We start from the raw sequence: 15810 nt of genomic DNA on the forward strand, positions 1-15810 counted from the left end.
CATGCTGGATTTACTGTCACGACAACTGATCGATCGCTACCAAAGAGGTTTCCCGGTGGGAGAACGCCCTTTCCTGACCCTGGCTGAAGAATTCGGCGTCAAGGAGCAGGAAGTCATAGATTGTCTGCGCCAGTTACAGGCACAACGCATCATCAGCCGTGTTGGCCCGGTGTTTGATCATCACCGCGCCGGTGCCAGTACCCTGGCGGCCCTGGCGGTACCACCGGAACGCCTGACCGAAATCGCTGACTTCGTTAACCGGTTTGAAGGGGTTAATCACAACTACGAGCGCGAGCACGAGTTCAACCTCTGGTTTGTGGTCACAGCCTGCGATCAGGAATCCCTGCAGGCGATTCTGCAAGCCATCGATGAGGGCACCGGAATGCCCCTGTTGATTTTGCCCATGGAGCAGGCCTATCACATTGACCTTGGATTCCCATTGCAATGGCAGGACACACCATGAATCTACTGACCGAATCACAACAGGAACATTTGAAAGCAGCCATTCAGGATGGTCTGCCCCTGACCGCCACCCCATACCGTACCCTGGCGTTGCAACTGGACTTGCCCGAACCCTTGGTCATGGCGCAGATCAAACACTGGACCAGCGCCGGTTACATCAAACGTCTGGGCCTGGTGGTACGACATCATGCTGTAGGCTATCGCGCCAACGCCATGGTGGTGTGGGATGTGGACGACGACCAAGTGGATGCGGTGGGGGATCAGTTACGGGGGGCTGAGGGGGTTACCCTGTGTTACCGCCGCCGTCGTCAGGCGCCCCACTGGCCCTATAACCTGTATTGCATGATTCACGGCAAAAGCCGCGAGGTGGTACTGCAACAACTGGAGCGCATCACGCAACGCTATTCATTACAACACATTCCCCGCTCCATCCTGTTCAGTAATCAACAGTTCAAACAAACCGGAGGCCACTATGCACGCCGGGCAAGCTGATGCCAAACACCGCCCTCTGGACGAGATTGATCGGCGCATCATCAATCGCCTGCAGGATGGCATGCCGGTCTGCGACGAACCCTACCGCGTCATTGCCGGGGAGCTGGGGATCGGGGAAACGGAACTGCTGCACCGCTTGCAGTCCATGCTGGATGATAAAACCCTCACCCGCTTTGGCCCCATGTTTCACGCCGAACGCCTGGGCGGCGGTTTGGCACTGGCGGCCATGCGCGTTCCGGAGGCGGAATTTGAACGGGTCAGCACGCAAGTCAATCAATTGCCGGAGATCGCCCACAACTACCAACGTGCCCATGAATTCAACATGTGGTTTGTCATCGCCACCGAACAGCTGGATGAAGTGGATACCGTAGTTCAGCGCATTGAATCCCTTACCGGCTTCCCGGTGTATAACATGCCCAAGATCGAGGAATATTATGTCGGATTACGTTTCCCGGTCTGAAACCGGTTATCAACTCTGCAGTCTGGACCGCGAGCTGATCAAGCTCACACAAAGTGGATTGCCGCTGGTCAGCCGGCCCTATCACGCTCTGGCCGAACAACTGGGTGTCAGTGCCGACGAAGTAAAAACCCGCTTTCAACGCATGCTCGACCATGGGGTGATTCGTCGCATCGCCGCGGTGCCCAATCATTACCGCCTGGGCTATGGCGCCAACGGCATGACGGTATGGAATGTGCCCGATGAATCCGTATCTGAGCTGGGCCGCCGCATCGGCGATCTGGATTTTGTCAGCCACTGCTACCACCGCCCCCGCCATTTACCCGACTGGCCATATAATCTGTTTGCCATGGTACACGGCCACACCCAGGAAAGCGTGCAGGATCACATTCAGGCCATTGCCCAACTGATTGGCCCGGCAAACCTGGGAAGCGATGTGCTGTACTCCACCCGCATCCTGAAAAAAACCGGTTTACGCCTGGTTAATTGAGGAGACCGTCATGTTTCGCATCACCCAATATATGCAGACGCTGCTGAATCCGGCACCCGTTCCTCCGGCGCGCAAGCCACCGGGCCCGGTGGTGATCTGGAACCTGATACGGCGCTGTAACCTCACCTGCAAGCATTGCTATTCCATCTCGGCCGATGTGGATTTTCCCGGTGAGCTGAACACCGGGCAGGTATTCTCGGTCATCGATGATCTGAAACGGTTCCGCGTGCCGGTACTGATCCTGTCCGGAGGAGAACCTCTGCTGAGGCCGGATATTTTTGAGATCTCCCGCTATGCCAAGCAACTGGGTTTTTACGTGGGCCTCTCCAGCAACGGCACCCTCATCAATGAAAACAACATTCAGCAAATTGCCGACATCGGCTATGACTATGTGGGAGTGAGCCTGGACGGTATTCGCGCCACTCATGATCATTTTCGACAGAAAGCAGGCGCGTTTGATGCCTCCCTGCACGGCATGGAACTGTGTAAACAGCACGGCATCAAAGTGGGTGCCCGTTTTACATTAACCCAGGACAACAGCCACGAACTGGACCCCCTGCTGGACATCATTGCCCAGTGCAACATCGACAAGTTTTATCTTTCCCATCTGAACTACTCGGGGCGGGGCAACCGTCACCGCAAACACGATGTATTTCACCAGACCACGCGCAAGGCCATGAACCGCCTGTTCGAACGCTGCTGGGCGGAACTACAACAAGGTATCGTGCGGGAATACGTCACCGGTAATAATGACGCCGATGGCCCGTTTCTGCTGCAATGGGCAGAACGCAACGTGCCGCAACAGGTCGAGCCGCTGCGCCAACGACTGATCAGTTGGGGTGGCAATTCCAGCGGCCAGAACATTGCCAACATTGATAACCTGGGCAACGTCCATCCGGACACGTTCTGGTGGAACTACAACCTGGGCAACGTGAAAGACGAACCGTTTTCCACAATCTGGAGCCGCTCCGGCGATCCCCTCATGGACGGTTTCCGCATGCAGCCGCGGCCGGTGGAAGGCCGCTGCGCTCAATGCCGATACCTTAACATCTGCGGCGGCAATACCCGGGTACGGGCCTATCAACTCACCGGCAACCCCTGGGCGGAAGACCCGGCCTGCTACCTGTCGGACTCGGAAATAGGCCTGCCGGAAAATCAGCGCGCCGAGCGCATACCCATGCCCGCTCACAGTGGCTCTGCGCACCGCATTCACGCCCGCACCCTGGATTAAACCAACCATGCTGTACCGAACACGAATTGCCTTTTCTTTACTGCTGTTGTTGCTGATTGGCCTGCCCGGCAAAACCTGGGCAGGGGCCACCGACAGCCTGTTTCAACAACACTGCGCCAGTTGCCACGGCCAGCAGAGGCTGGGTGGCATGGGTCCGGCGCTGCTGCCGGACAATTTATCCCGCCTGCGCAAACCCCAGGCGATGGATGTGATCAGTGAAGGCCGCGCCGCCACGCAAATGCCGGGATTTAAAGCAGTACTATCAGCAGATCAGATACAGGCACTGGCCGACTATATCTATCAACCCCCTGCACACACGCCCCGCTGGACGCTGCAGGATATCCAGGGCAGCCATGTCATTCACTACGACATAAAACAGTTGCCGGACACACCGGCATTCAAGGCTGACCTGCAAAACCTGTTTGTGGTGGTGGAACTGGGGGATCATCACGCCACCCTGCTGGACGGGGACAGCTTCACCCCCATTCATCGCTTTCAGACCCGCTTTGCCTTGCACGGCGGCCCCAAATATTCACCGGACGGCCGCTTTGTGTATTTCGCCTCCCGCGATGGCTGGATCAGCAAGTTCGACATCTACAACCTGAAAACCGTGGCGGAAATCCGGGCCGGCATCAATACCCGCAATATGGCGGTCTCCTTTGATGGCCGCTATGCCATGGTGGCCAATTACCTGCCCCACAACCTGGTGTTACTGGACACGGAAAACCTCACCCCCATCAAAGTCATTCCGGTGGAAGGCCGGGTCAGTGCCGTCTATACCGCCCCGCCCCGCAACAGTTTCGTGGCCGCCCTCAAGGACAGCAAAACCATCCTGGAAATCCCCTACCGCGAACCCTTTCCCACCCTGATCATTCCCACGGAAACCTATCTGGATGATTTCTTCTTCGACCAGGAATACAACCACCTGATCGGCGCCAGCCGTGAAGGGGACCGGGGCCAGGTGATAGATTTGAACAACAGCCGGACTGTCGCCACCATCCCCCTGGCCGGCATGCCTCACCTGGGCTCCGGCATCAGCTGGCAATACCAGGGCAAAACCGTCATGGCCACGCCCCACCTGAAAGAAGGCAAGGTCTCCATCATCGATATGAGCAACTGGCAGGTGATCAAGCAGATCGACACCCTGGGGCCCGGATTCTTCATGCGCAGTCACGACAACAGCCCCTATGCCTGGGTGGACGTGTTCTTCGGCCCCAATAAAGATGTGGTACACCTGATCGACAAACGCACGCTGGAGATCGCCCACACCCTGCAACCGGAACCGGGTAAAACCGCCGCCCACGTGGAATTCACCAAGGATGGCAGCCACGCCCTGCTGTCCATCTGGGAACAGGACGGCGCCGTCATCGTGTACGATGCCAACACCCTCAAGGAGGTGAAACGCCTGCCCATGCGCAAACCCAGCGGCAAGTACAATGTGTACAACAAAACCCACTATGCCGCCGGCACCAGCCACTAATTTGCATCACTAATTTGCAATGGTAGATTGAGTTTCATGGGAATTGCCCTGTATAATGGCGGTCTTGATCGGCATGAAACATCAATTTTCTGAACAAAATCAGTGAATTAGCATCGAAAAGCCGGTTCAATCGTCAGTTTCTGATGTCTCCACGCGCCCGTAGCTCAGCTGGATAGAGTAGGTGGCTTCGAACCACTTGGTCGGGAGTTCGAATCTCTCCGGGCGCGCCATTTTTACCACTTGGTTCACCACTTAGCAGATAGCAGAGCCCCTAAGCCGGCGAATTGATGCAGCGGCAAAGGACAAGGACAGCACAGCAAACTTTTGGCACTGCAATCTGTGTTGGATGATTGGCTCATCGTTTTATCATTCCGGCAACGGCATCTGCGCAATGCGACGCGCCTTGGCCGGTGTCACACCCAGCCCCAGTAACAGCATCTGGGCCACAACGGCCTCGTAGTCCGGCTGATCAAAACCATCCAGAATACCGGTAATGGCTCCGGTGGTAGCCGATGCCACAAAGCCCATGGCAATCATTTCATCCTGATAGCGGAAAACACCCTGGCGCAATCCCAACTGTAAATCCCCCCGCAGATTCTGGGCTACGATTGAACGGATATCGCGGTCATGTTGAAACACACGCACCACCGCCGCAGCCCACACCGGATCCAGCCGGGCTTGCCGGATGAACATGCGCACACCCACCGCCACCCGTTCGGCACCGTTTTCAATACCCTCGCTTGCGGCGCTAACCCGGTGGGAAAGCTGATTTGCCAGCTCAATACCCACCGCCTGTAATACCTCTTCCCGGGTCTTGAAGTAATTGTATACCGTGCCATTGGACACCCCTGCCCGCTCGGCCAGCTCATTCAACAACAGCGCGCCCACCCCCTTTTCCGCGTAGATGCGAATGGCGGCATCCACCAGGGTCTGACGGGTACGCGCCTTCTTTTTGAACCCGCGGGTGAGCGGTTCGGATTCTGGGTTGGTCTTGCGGTGATGCTTAGCCATAGGCAATGTTGAACTCATTTCAATATTGAGAGTTAATCCAATATTGATACAAACTCACTAACAAAGCAACGCGCAGGCCTGGCTTATCAGTTTTTCAGCGGCCTCCGGTTCGCCGTCCAGCATGACCACGCGATCCGGTCTCACTACCACCAGCCACCCGCTGGCATCCCCCATCATCAGGTTGTTGCCCATGATCTCCGCGAATAACGAATCACTTTGGGGCGCCTGCCCACGCCACCCCAGATGCAGAAATTGCCCGCCGGCGGCCTCCCAGCGCTGGCAGCTGCCCGCAGTCAGGCGGGTTTTGGGATCAACCCCAAGCCCCACCAGCATCAGGTGATCACCCAGTACGTCGTCGCTCAACCGCAAACCCTGATCCGTACGCAGCCATTCCTGAGGCAGTTGCGCGCCCCGCACCACGCCCCCACGGCGTTTTGCTCGCTGGAAAAGCCCGGCCCTGAATTGATTGGGCGGTTTGATTTTGAGTTCTTCGAAGTAGGAACGCAGCGGGGCAATCAGTCGCAACCCCCGCATCGCCCCATGAATGGCAATGGCCCGGGGCGCGGAAGTGGGCATCACCAATTTGCCCATGAGCTTGGCCAGCCGGATCATGCTCCGGGCGTGCGGCCGGCGCTCTGTATCATAGCTGTCCAAAATTGCCGGGTTGGCCTTTCCTTGTACCACCCAGGCAAGTTTCCAGGCGAGATTGGCCACATCCCGCAACCCCGCCACCAGGCCCTGCCCCACGAACGGGGGTGTCACGTGGGCGGCATCCCCCACCAGGAACACCCGGTCTTTTTGAAAGGCTTCGCAACAACGGGCGTGAAAGCGGTACACCGCCTGCCGCTCTACGGTCAATTCGCTCAGTCTGGCCCAGGGCGCCAGCAATTTTTCAATTTGTTCCGGTTGCTCCATGTCCTTGGCGTTTTCATGGGGCTGGAGCATGAATTCCCAACGCTCTCGTCCACCGGGTGCCGGCATGTGCGGCGTTGGCCGGCGCGGATCGCAGATAAACTCCACATGATCCACCGACGCTTTGTCGCGGTGGTGGGCATCCACAATCAGCCAGTCCTGGGCGTAGGTTTCCCCCTTGAACGCTTGCCCGATCAATCCGCGGACCACAGACCGGGCACCATCGGCTCCCACCAGATAACGGGCCAGGATGGTTTGCTGTTGACCCTGGGCATTGCGCACCGTGGCAACCACCCCCTCCTCCTGCTGCTGCAAATCCAGCAACTCGGTGCCGGTGGTAACATCGATAGAGCCGGCGGCTTCCACCTGTCGGCGCAGGGCATGTTCAAGATCCGGCTGGTAAAACGTCACCAGCTTAGGGTGTCCGTCGATGGTACCCCGGGTGTTCACACGGCCAAATTCACCCAGGTAAGGGCAACGCATGCGGACCTCCTGAATGCCCACGCGCTCAAAGCTCTGATCATCAAGCCCGGCCATCTGCAGGATGCGCAGCGCTTCGTTATCCAGCGCGATGGCCCGTGGCAGCATCAGCACGTCATTCAACTTGTCGATCACCTGCGCCTGAACACCATAACGGCCCAGCAACGCCGCCAACGCCGCGCCGACGGGGCCATAACCCACGATCAGCACATCAATGACCTGGTCGGAGGCCCAATCAATCGTCTGTTTCATATCAATCTCTTCATGTTGGTATATCGATGCCTGCCCGCAACAAGCTGCACTGCCGAGGGCACCAGCTGCGAAACAGTATGCGCCATAATTGACACAAATTTCAATATTGGGATATATTGCAATAAATATCAGCAGAGGATAGCTTTCATGGTTCAGCTCACCACACCACAACCCAGCCGAGATCCCGCGCCCACCGTGAAGGCGCAAAAACTGGCTTACCTGCTGTTCGAATTACCGGATCTGAATCGTGCAGAAACCTTCCTGGTGGATTTCGGCCTGACCGTAGCGCACCGGGAAGCCGATGCCCTGTATCTGCGCGGAACGGGAACCGAGCCCTTTTGCTACTGCGCCCGCCGCGGTGACCAGCCGCGCTTCGTGGGTTTTGGGCTGGAAGTGAGCGCTGCTGATGATCTGCAGAAACTGGCAGCACTCGCGGGAGCCTCCAGCATTCATACTGCGCCCCATCCCGGTGGTGGGCAGTGCGTGCGACTGCGGGACCCATCCGGATTTATAGTGGAAGCCGTGAGCGATCAAACACCGGTGGCGCCACGACCTCATCGCGCCCCATTGGATCTCAACTACGCACTGCAAACACCGCGAGTCAATGCAACCCAGCGCCCGCCACTGGCAGCACCGGAGGTGTTGAAGCTGGGTCATGTGGTATTGGAAGTAGCGGATTTTCAGGCCACCTGCGGCTGGTACACCCAACACTTTGGTTTTATTCCCAGCGATGTGCAGGTGTTCCCCGATGGCTCACCGGGGGTGGTCTTTATGCGCCTGGATCTGGGGGACACCCCCGCTGACCATCACACCATGGCCATGGCCCAGGGAATCATGCCAGCCTACAGTCACAGCGCCTATGAACTGGTGGACGCCGATGCGGTGGGCGTGGGTCAACGGGTGTTGCGGGAACGGGGCTGGAAGCACGCCTGGGGCATCGGACGCCACATTCTGGGCAGTCAGATTTTTGATTACTGGCAGGATCCCTGGGGATTCAAACTGGAACACTATTGTGATGGCGATGTGTTCACGGCAGACGCCCCAATGGGGGTTTATCCGCTGAGCCGCGACGCCATGTCTCAGTGGGGCCAGAAAATGCCGGGCAGTTTTACCAAGCCCAAATTAACCCCCGCAACGCTTCGGGCTACGGTGCATCACTTACGCAAAAGCCCGGACCTGACCTTACGCAAACTCATGACGCTGGCAAAACTGTTTGCCTGATACCAGGAGGCCATTGTGGCACTGAATATAGTCCGTTTTACTCTCGCCGGCACTCAGCGCTGGGGGCTGTTGGAAAACCAACAGGTGTTTCCACTCGACATCGATTGCACAACCACCCAGGCGTTGCTGGAACAGGGCCGGGAAACCATTAAGGCCGCAGCCTCCAACCGTGCGGACCCTGTGGCGCTGGACACTGTAACCTTGCTGTCACCCATCACTGCGCCTGCCAAGGTGTTGTGCCAGGGTGCAAATTACCGCCAGCACATGATCGATTCCGGGATGAATCCCGATGAAAAGAATTTCAATATGTTTTTCACCAAGTCCACCGCCGCCATCACCGGACCAAACGGTAACATCGTGAAACCCAGGCATGTGCAATTGCTGGATTATGAGATTGAGCTGACATTGGTGCTGGGTAAAAGCACCCACGGCCCTCTAGAGATCACGAACAACAATCTGCACGACTTCGTAGCCGGGATTTGTATCGGCAACGATGTGTCGGCCCGTGATGTCCAGATTCCCCAAATGCAATTCCACAAAGGCAAGAGCTACCGTACCTTTTGCCCACTGGGCCCAATCCTGTGCCTGTTGGATAAGGACGAACTCCATTACCTGCACAAGCTGCAGTTGACCTTAACAGTAAATGGGGAACGACGTCAGTACGACAGCACCGAAAACCTGGTGCATAAGCCGGCGGAAACCCTCACCGAATTTTCCCAGATCCACGATTTCCAGCCTGGCGATGTGGTGATGACAGGCACACCCTCCGGCTGTGCCCTTGGCCTGCCCTCGGCGGCACTGGTCAAGTTGTCTGCTTTACTGCCGGAAGCCAAAAAATGGGATCTGTTCATCAAGGGCCAGAAAAAACGGCCGCAGTATCTCAAGCTGGGCGACCGGGTAAAATCCACCATCGCCAGTCGGGACGGGGTCATTAATCTGGGTGAACAAATCCATGTAATCACTGGCGACGGTTAATGCGTGCAGCAGCAAATCTCTTAGGGTAACAATTCCCAATAAACCGCCACATCCTTAAGAAATCCGGCTGCTTGCCCGGGGTTACGCCGCCGTGAAAACTCCATAACGGCACCGGCCAGTTTAATGTGGTGAGGATCGGAAAAGGGCCGCGTCCAGAACGCTTCCATAAATGGGTCCAGGTAAACCTGCAACCGGTGGCACTCCCCTTTGTCCGGTGCCTGGCGATTCAACACCAGTTGTTGCTTCAGGTTCTCAAGGCCCGCGCTGGCCAGCTGGGTATAACCCAGTTGGTTAAGCCAATGGAGCGCCTGAGCGTGGGTTAACTCGTGAAGTTTGTCGCCGGTAAAGAAATAATGTTCACCGGCAATGCTCTGATCCGGGAAAACGCAATCCTGGTTCGCCAGGATAACGTCAATGGCGGCATCGACATCATGGACAGAGGCAGCTTCGCCCAACGCAACCGCCTGGGCTTTATAGTCCGCTACGCCATAATATCGCTTTGGATTATCCTCTTCGGTCCAGGCAATGATGGTTTCCAGCGCTTCGATAATGTTCGAAGGAACCGGTTTTCCCAACGCCAAAATGAATTTTATGCCCAGCGTTCCAAAAATCACACCATGCCCGGAAGAAGTAAGGCATCGAGCGTTATCAAGTAACGCCTGTTCTAATCTGGAACAGGCCACATCAGGGGCTATGGTTTCAAATTGATCGTCATCAAATAAGGAGCAGGCGAAGAATTCCTGGTGAGTATCTATAACATGGTGAATGCTGCGCTCGATGCCCGCACTACAGTCATCGGTGAGATCCGTGAATTCCGTTAGAATCGATACCCCGGCCAGTACTGCAGCGGGAAAATGCGCATTAAACCACTGCTGGCTTTTATGGTTGGCAACGTGCGCGAAGCCGGAAAGGGCCCCTTCTACCAGTATCCGGTACCTGTTCTCCATATGCTTATCCTTGATCCTATCCGAGAGTATTCAACACTGACGGCAGCCAGGCGGTTCCCATCTGAATCATAAACGACCTCGGCCGATTTTCATACCGCGCTGCATTCCCCCGGGTTTAGCGGTCGAGCGCCAGCATGATGAAACCCCGTGCGGCAGTTTCAAAATCCACCTGGGCTTCCACTTCAAAACGATAGACGTTCTCTTTCTGACGGGAGACCTTGGCTTTCAGTAGCAGTACACAGCCGGGTACCACCTTTCTATGGTTTCGCACGTTGGATTCCACCAGATACAGCTTCGCCTTTTGAAAGGTGCTCAACAGTGAGTCAAAGTCCTCCACATCGCCGTGTATCCCGTGCTCTAAACAGCCGGTAAGAATCCCGCTGGCCTGGGCCAGGGCCTCGATGATCAATACCCCTGGAAAAATGGGGTCACCGGGGAAATGGCCCTGCAGGCTGGGCTCACTGAGTGATACCAGCTTTTCACAGAGAATGGTCTTGTTGTCCAGGTCCAGAGATCGCACCTGATCAATAAAGACAAAAGGGTATTTATGCGGCAACAGCTGCAGAATCTGGTGGGCGCCGAATGGATTATCCTGAATCAGGCTCATAAAACGGGGGCTCAACTTCTGGCAAAGAGCAGCGCGCAGTTATGTCCGCCAAAGGCGAACGACTGTGAATACGCCGTTTCAATGGTGTGGTTATCCTGGGTTCGCACAAAATTAAGATCCCGGATGGGCTCATCCAGGTTACGACAACAATGGGTGGTCTGGTGGGCGATACTCAGCACCGATACCAGCGCTTCGAACGCGCCACTGGCTCCAATCGTATGGCCAAGCAGCGCTTTGGTGGAATTCACCAGCACATTGTTACCGAACGTACTTTCAATTGCAGCACTTTCGATTTCGTCATTGAGCGTGGTGCCTGTACCATGTGCGTTAACGTAGTCGATGTCCGCCGGAGACAATCCAGCATCCGCTGTCACGCATTGTATCAGTCTCCCGATCTGAGATCCGGATTCTTCGATGCTCATGATACTGTGGGCGTCAAAGGTCTCACCGTAGGCGCAAATCTCGGCGATAATGGGGGCGCCGCGGGCCACGGCGTGTTCATATTCTTCAAGAATCAACGATGCAGCCCCCCCTTCACTGAACAAAAATCCCGATCGCTTTCTATCAAACGGCCGATTGAGGGCATCCATCGGCAAGTCGTCTCCAGACATCAAAGTGCCTGCTAAATCAAAGCCGCGAAACATGGACCCCGCAGGATCTCTCAGAAACTCCACGCCACCGGTAATGGCTAAGTCCACACTACCGCTGCGCACATCCTGGTAACCCCGCCCGATTGCGGCGGTGCCGGAGGCACACGCCAGGCTGAAATTTTGCGCGGGGCCCTGCGTGCCCATTTTTATACCGACCGCCGCTGCCGGCGCATTGGGCATAAATCTGGGAACCGCAAAATGATCCACCCGTTTCGGATGCACCATCCGGTTCAGGTCAGCGTGCAGATTCTGGTACTGTTCATCGGCACCATAATGAGTAGCAATCGACTTGATCGGCTCATAACAGTAGTGGTGCAGGATATTATCAATAAAGCTGTTGACACCGCCCACACCCGTACCAAAGTAAACGCCTGCCCGTGTGGGATCCTGGCCATCAATACTGAAGCCATTAATTTTAGGGCGTGTTAAAGACAGATTAAATCCGGCATGCTCTATGGCTTCTCTGGCGGCAACAATGGCATTCATTGCCACCCGGTCGTAGGATCGCAGCTCATACCGTTTGAAACCACTGGCAAGATAATCAAAATCCGGCAAAGGGCTTATCACTCTCGAGCGGTAATTGGCATAATCATCCCAGTGGCCCGGAATGGGCTCCAGCACCGAATTATTCTGCAAAAGATTAGACCAGAGTGTGTCAACACCCTGGCCATAGCTTGATAAAGCACCGAGCCCTGTGACTACCACCCTTCGCATAACGCTAATCCACCTATGCCTCTATGTTGGCGGTTTCCGCAACCGCTGAGCCGGCGCTTTCAGCCTGCGCCATGGATTCACGGACAAAGTCCACGATTAATTGAACGGTCTGCAACTTTTCAGCCTGAGCCTGCTCAATGGTGACACCAAACGCCTCTTCCAGCTCCATGCCGATACACACAACATCCATCGACTCTGCATGCAGATCCTCAATCAGGTGACTGTTTGCGGTAATCTCCGATTCCACATACATTGAGTCCCTGATTATCTCGATCACTTTCTCGAGTATTTCATCCTGACCTGGCATTGCTACCCCCTATAGAAAGAATTATCTCTTACGCCGAACAGGCACGGCTTTCATTGTAAATCATGATCGGATCTCCACCATTCAGAGACAGATCCAATGCACTGATGGCATCCACCACTACAGCCGCCGCGCTTTCACCTGCCGGGCCATGGGCGATGCCGAAGTTCATGCGCAATGACGAGCCCGATCCTTCAGCCTGGCCTGGCAGGATTATTCTGGCTATGGCTTTTTGCAACTCTTTAGCCGCCTGGTGTGCGGCCCCAATCTCTTTATTGGGCAGGAACAGTATAAAGCGATCATCTTCAACTCTGGAGATAGGTGAATCACCAACGCAGTCACAACGCCTGATGGCACTCGCAACCTGGGCGATGACGTTCTCCCTGTTTATTTCAGGGTTGGTTTCAGATCCTGAATCAGCCATCCCGATTTGCATGGCCAACGCGCTGGCACCATGCTCGCACCGGGAAATTTCAAACTCAAACACATCAATGGAGGTTGCCTGTGACAGAAATTCGGTCGTAGGATCCCGAAACAGCTGGTGCCCAAAATGCTGCTTCTTGGTGAAAAGGTACTGGCGATTGTATTCGTTGATCGGCACATCCATGGATATTCGCTGGACCACCTGGATATCGGATGAATCGAGGGCCTTTTCTTTCTCTGGATTATTGGACAGCAACTCTACCCGTTTTACACCCAGTATCTTAAGTGCCTCCACCGCCGGCGAGAAGTCACGGTCGTCAATACCAAATCCAAGCGCCACATTGGCATCCACTGTGTCCATTCCCTCATTCTGCAGCGCATAGGCCTTGATCTTGTTGACCAGACCTATGCCCCGCCCTTCGTGTTTCAACAGGTACACGAGAATGCCCCAATCAGACTCTGAAATCATGGATATTGCCAGATTGAGTTGGCTTGCGCAGTCACACTTCGTGGATCCCAGAACCTCACTGGTGATACAGGCGCTATGTAAACGCACCAATGCCTGATCCGATTCCACATCCGGTTTCTTGTTGATCAGCACAATAACATCGGGGTTGTCTGCCTCAGTACCGAACACAACCGCGTCAACCATCTTCCCGGTCAAAATTGGTAATCTGGTGTGCGCCAGTATGCCAAACTCCCGCTGCCCTATCCTATCCTCAATATTCATTCGAAGATCCCTACATTGCTTGATTCAAACATTGCGTCAATGCTTCTATACGATGCACAACACCTAGATTCGATGGATCAATTTCAGAGATGCTGCCATCATAGGATGCTGCAAACAGCTTGTTGCCACTGCGGGTCAGGCTGCTGAGCCCGTTGCCTGCAATTTTCTGCCGTTCCACTTTTCCACTCTGTAAATCCACACGAAATAACCCGCCCCAGTAATCACCCACCAAAACCACATTCCGTGAGGCAAAGCAGACTGATTTCAAAGAACGGCGGCCAAGCTCGATTGACGCGATAAGCTTTGCATCGGAGAAACCATAGACCTTCAAGGAAAAATCGCGGCTTACACTGGCAATCCGGTCACCATCAGGAGAGAAGGCAACATCATTTATAATGGCTGAATGACCCAAGTAGTGATTAACTATCTCGCCATCGAAGGTCCAGGAACACAAGGTTCCATCTGCAGAGCAGCTTACTCCCAGTTTTTCATGCTGGTGGACGCGAACGGATTTTACTGCCCCCTCGTGAATCTGCATTCTGGCTCGCACTTCACCAGAATGGGTCACGCAGACTATTTTTCCGCTGTAGCAGGCTACAAAGGCATTCTGTTCATAGCCTTCCTGGGTGGCGATGTCGATAAAATTAATGGGGCCTTCATTCAATTCAATTTCGATGTGGTTATCCAGGTTGTATCGATCAACACTGTACAGGTGCAGCTTCTGATCATGGGCGCCGGATACAACAAGGCCACCCTGGTTATCAATGGCCACCGCATTCATCAGCATTCTGCCACTACCCGGACAGGTACGATTCATCCAGCGGGCCCATTTTGAATCAAACGCCGCCAAACGAATCCAACCATCGTCTGCTACTGTTACCACAGCGCCGTTATCCGTGGCAGCAACCCGGTTAAAGCAGGCATTACCTTCGCCGTCAGAACCGGCTTCCCCTGTTAGCTCACCGGTCACCGCATTCCACATCAACAGGGTGCCATCGAAGGTCCCCGCGTATATCCGGCTACCATCATAGGAGAAACTGAAGGATCGCTCCCATTTATGCTTGACGTTTTCCAAGGTCAGTTTGTGGGCAAAGGTTTCACCACACCAGATAATAATCTTTTGATCATAGGCCGCCGACAGAATATCCCCTGTGGGTGACACGGCGACCTTTTTGATACCGGATGAATGGGCTTCGATCTCGCAGACAATCTTGCCACTGTTGACTTCGATCACCCTGACAATACCGTCATCACAACCCAGCACCACCCGGCCGCGGGCGGGATCAATCGCGCAGGTATCGGTCTCCAATTCAAAAGGGCCAAAACTTTTCAGCAGACGGCCCTGTTCCACATCCCATACTTTCAGGGTTTTATCGTCACCCGACGAATACAACAGCCCGTCACTGTATGAGAGCGAGAGTACGTCTTTCTCATGGGCATCCAGAATATGACGAATGGCACCGGTTTCCAGGTTCCATACGATGATCCGGCGATCACGGGAAGCCGATACACCGGTGTGGGTATCGACAAAAATGAAATCCTCTACATCGTCGGCGTGCCCTTGCAGAACCTGAATTCTCTGCCCGGTGTCCAGATCCCAGATATACACGGAGTAGTCTGAAGAGCAGGAAGCTGCCCGCTGCCCACCTATCTGATCCACGCTCACCTGATTTACCAAGTGCCGGTGGTATCCCAACAAAGTTACCGAATCCGCATCCAGGTCAAACAAGGCCACCGCACCATCATAGCCGCCGGACACCACAATACGGCGCCCGGGTATATCGGCTGTGCTGGTCACCGGCCCCCGGTGACGCACAAAGTTTGAGGCGGTGGATTGATCCAGACTTGGCTGGCCTGAACTATGCGTTTGCGCAACAGGCCCAGCCCCCTGCCCGGCTACCGGTTTCCTGACTGCAACCGGATCTATCACATCTTCCATAATTTAACCTCGTACGGAGTTTTGACTATCCGC

General features: G+C 55.1%; 16 protein-coding genes and 1 tRNA gene. 9 read left to right on the top strand and 8 right to left on the bottom strand.

Going from position 1 to position 15810, the window contains the following annotated elements; all coding sequences use genetic code 11:
* Position 1 precedes the first annotated feature (1 nt).
* From D9N13_RS07225 to D9N13_RS07255, 7 genes are all read left to right on the top strand, one after another.
* Positions 2-463, top strand: coding sequence for an Lrp/AsnC family transcriptional regulator (locus tag D9N13_RS07225; protein WP_290587713.1), 462 nt, complete (start codon positions 2-4; stop codon positions 461-463).
* Positions 460-954, top strand: a complete 495-nt coding sequence (locus D9N13_RS07230) for an AsnC family protein (protein ID WP_290587715.1) — start codon at positions 460-462, stop codon at positions 952-954. Before D9N13_RS07225 ends, D9N13_RS07230 begins: the two co-directional genes overlap by 4 nt.
* Before the next feature lie 16 nt (positions 955-970).
* Positions 971-1414 carry an Lrp/AsnC family transcriptional regulator gene (locus D9N13_RS07235; protein WP_317622481.1) on the top strand — a complete coding sequence of 148 codons (444 nt, stop codon included), beginning with the start codon at positions 971-973 and terminating at the stop codon, positions 1412-1414.
* On the top strand, positions 1389-1901 hold the full coding sequence (locus D9N13_RS07240; RefSeq protein ID WP_290587718.1) for an AsnC family transcriptional regulator: 513 nt from the start codon (positions 1389-1391) through the stop codon (positions 1899-1901). Before D9N13_RS07235 ends, D9N13_RS07240 begins: the two co-directional genes overlap by 26 nt.
* A 10-nt stretch (positions 1902-1911) precedes the next feature.
* A complete protein-coding gene (gene nirJ, locus D9N13_RS07245; RefSeq protein WP_290587720.1) occupies positions 1912-3132 on the top strand; it encodes a heme d1 biosynthesis radical SAM protein NirJ in 1221 nt (406 codons plus the stop codon).
* A gap of 7 nt (positions 3133-3139) precedes the next feature.
* Positions 3140-4612 carry a nitrite reductase gene (locus D9N13_RS07250; RefSeq protein WP_290587723.1) on the top strand — a complete coding sequence of 491 codons (1473 nt, stop codon included), beginning with the start codon at positions 3140-3142 and terminating at the stop codon, positions 4610-4612.
* A 153-nt stretch (positions 4613-4765) separates the two neighbouring features.
* A tRNA-Arg gene (locus D9N13_RS07255) sits at positions 4766-4842 on the top strand.
* A 136-nt stretch (positions 4843-4978) separates the two neighbouring features.
* Here D9N13_RS07255 and D9N13_RS07260 read toward each other — a convergent pair.
* Positions 4979-5623, bottom strand: coding sequence for a TetR/AcrR family transcriptional regulator (locus tag D9N13_RS07260; protein ID WP_290587725.1), 645 nt, complete (start codon positions 5621-5623; stop codon positions 4979-4981).
* A 57-nt stretch (positions 5624-5680) separates the two neighbouring features.
* Positions 5681-7267 carry a bifunctional 3-(3-hydroxy-phenyl)propionate/3-hydroxycinnamic acid hydroxylase gene (locus D9N13_RS07265; protein ID WP_290587727.1) on the bottom strand — a complete coding sequence of 529 codons (1587 nt, stop codon included), beginning with the start codon at positions 7265-7267 and terminating at the stop codon, positions 5681-5683.
* Positions 7268-7414: 147 nt separating this feature from the next.
* Here D9N13_RS07265 and D9N13_RS07270 point away from each other — a divergent pair, with 147 nt between their 5' ends.
* Positions 7415-8488 carry a VOC family protein gene (locus tag D9N13_RS07270; RefSeq protein ID WP_290587729.1) on the top strand — a complete coding sequence of 358 codons (1074 nt, stop codon included), beginning with the start codon at positions 7415-7417 and terminating at the stop codon, positions 8486-8488.
* A gap of 15 nt (positions 8489-8503) precedes the next feature.
* Positions 8504-9463 (top strand): fumarylacetoacetate hydrolase family protein, encoded by a 960-nt coding sequence (locus D9N13_RS07275; protein WP_290587731.1) that lies wholly within the window; start codon positions 8504-8506, stop codon positions 9461-9463.
* A gap of 20 nt (positions 9464-9483) precedes the next feature.
* On the opposite strand, the gene D9N13_RS07280 is transcribed toward D9N13_RS07275, so the two are convergent.
* From D9N13_RS07280 to D9N13_RS07305, 6 genes are all read right to left on the bottom strand, one after another.
* Positions 9484-10410, bottom strand: coding sequence for a hypothetical protein (locus tag D9N13_RS07280; protein ID WP_290587733.1), 927 nt, complete (start codon positions 10408-10410; stop codon positions 9484-9486).
* Between the two features lie 115 nt (positions 10411-10525).
* Positions 10526-11017, bottom strand: a complete 492-nt coding sequence (gene fabZ, locus D9N13_RS07285) for a 3-hydroxyacyl-ACP dehydratase FabZ (protein ID WP_290587734.1) — start codon at positions 11015-11017, stop codon at positions 10526-10528.
* A gap of 11 nt (positions 11018-11028) precedes the next feature.
* Positions 11029-12381 (bottom strand): beta-ketoacyl-[acyl-carrier-protein] synthase family protein, encoded by a 1353-nt coding sequence (locus D9N13_RS07290; RefSeq protein ID WP_290587736.1) that lies wholly within the window; start codon positions 12379-12381, stop codon positions 11029-11031.
* 13 nt (positions 12382-12394) lie between these two features.
* Positions 12395-12688: an acyl carrier protein gene (locus D9N13_RS07295; protein ID WP_290587738.1), complete on the bottom strand. Its 294-nt coding sequence runs from the start codon at positions 12686-12688 to the stop codon at positions 12395-12397.
* Positions 12689-12716: 28 nt separating this feature from the next.
* Positions 12717-13838, bottom strand: a complete 1122-nt coding sequence (gene ribA / locus D9N13_RS07300; protein ID WP_290587740.1) for a GTP cyclohydrolase II RibA — start codon at positions 13836-13838, stop codon at positions 12717-12719.
* A gap of 10 nt (positions 13839-13848) precedes the next feature.
* Positions 13849-15777 (bottom strand): WD40 repeat domain-containing protein, encoded by a 1929-nt coding sequence (locus D9N13_RS07305; protein WP_290587742.1) that lies wholly within the window; start codon positions 15775-15777, stop codon positions 13849-13851.
* Between the last annotated feature and the right edge of the window lie 33 nt (positions 15778-15810).

Source organism: Ketobacter sp. GenoA1 (genome assembly GCF_003671475.1).
Lineage (GTDB): Bacteria > Pseudomonadota > Gammaproteobacteria > Pseudomonadales > Ketobacteraceae > Ketobacter.

Coding starts and splice junctions, on each gene's coding strand:
- D9N13_RS07250 (WP_290587723.1), top strand. CDS start 3,140: ATGCTGTACCGAACACGAATTGCCTTTTCTTTACTGCTGTTGTTGCTG.
- fabZ (WP_290587734.1), bottom strand. CDS start 11,017: ATGAGCCTGATTCAGGATAATCCATTCGGCGCCCACCAGATTCTGCAG.
- D9N13_RS07305 (WP_290587742.1), bottom strand. CDS start 15,777: ATGGAAGATGTGATAGATCCGGTTGCAGTCAGGAAACCGGTAGCCGGG.
- D9N13_RS07240 (WP_290587718.1), top strand. CDS start 1,389: ATGTCGGATTACGTTTCCCGGTCTGAAACCGGTTATCAACTCTGCAGT.
- D9N13_RS07260 (WP_290587725.1), bottom strand. CDS start 5,623: ATGGCTAAGCATCACCGCAAGACCAACCCAGAATCCGAACCGCTCACC.
- ribA (WP_290587740.1), bottom strand. CDS start 13,838: ATGAATATTGAGGATAGGATAGGGCAGCGGGAGTTTGGCATACTGGCG.
- D9N13_RS07295 (WP_290587738.1), bottom strand. CDS start 12,688: ATGCCAGGTCAGGATGAAATACTCGAGAAAGTGATCGAGATAATCAGG.
- D9N13_RS07265 (WP_290587727.1), bottom strand. CDS start 7,267: ATGAAACAGACGATTGATTGGGCCTCCGACCAGGTCATTGATGTGCTG.
- D9N13_RS07270 (WP_290587729.1), top strand. CDS start 7,415: ATGGTTCAGCTCACCACACCACAACCCAGCCGAGATCCCGCGCCCACC.
- D9N13_RS07280 (WP_290587733.1), bottom strand. CDS start 10,410: ATGGAGAACAGGTACCGGATACTGGTAGAAGGGGCCCTTTCCGGCTTC.
- D9N13_RS07230 (WP_290587715.1), top strand. CDS start 460: ATGAATCTACTGACCGAATCACAACAGGAACATTTGAAAGCAGCCATT.
- D9N13_RS07225 (WP_290587713.1), top strand. CDS start 2: ATGCTGGATTTACTGTCACGACAACTGATCGATCGCTACCAAAGAGGT.
- D9N13_RS07290 (WP_290587736.1), bottom strand. CDS start 12,381: ATGCGAAGGGTGGTAGTCACAGGGCTCGGTGCTTTATCAAGCTATGGC.
- nirJ (WP_290587720.1), top strand. CDS start 1,912: ATGTTTCGCATCACCCAATATATGCAGACGCTGCTGAATCCGGCACCC.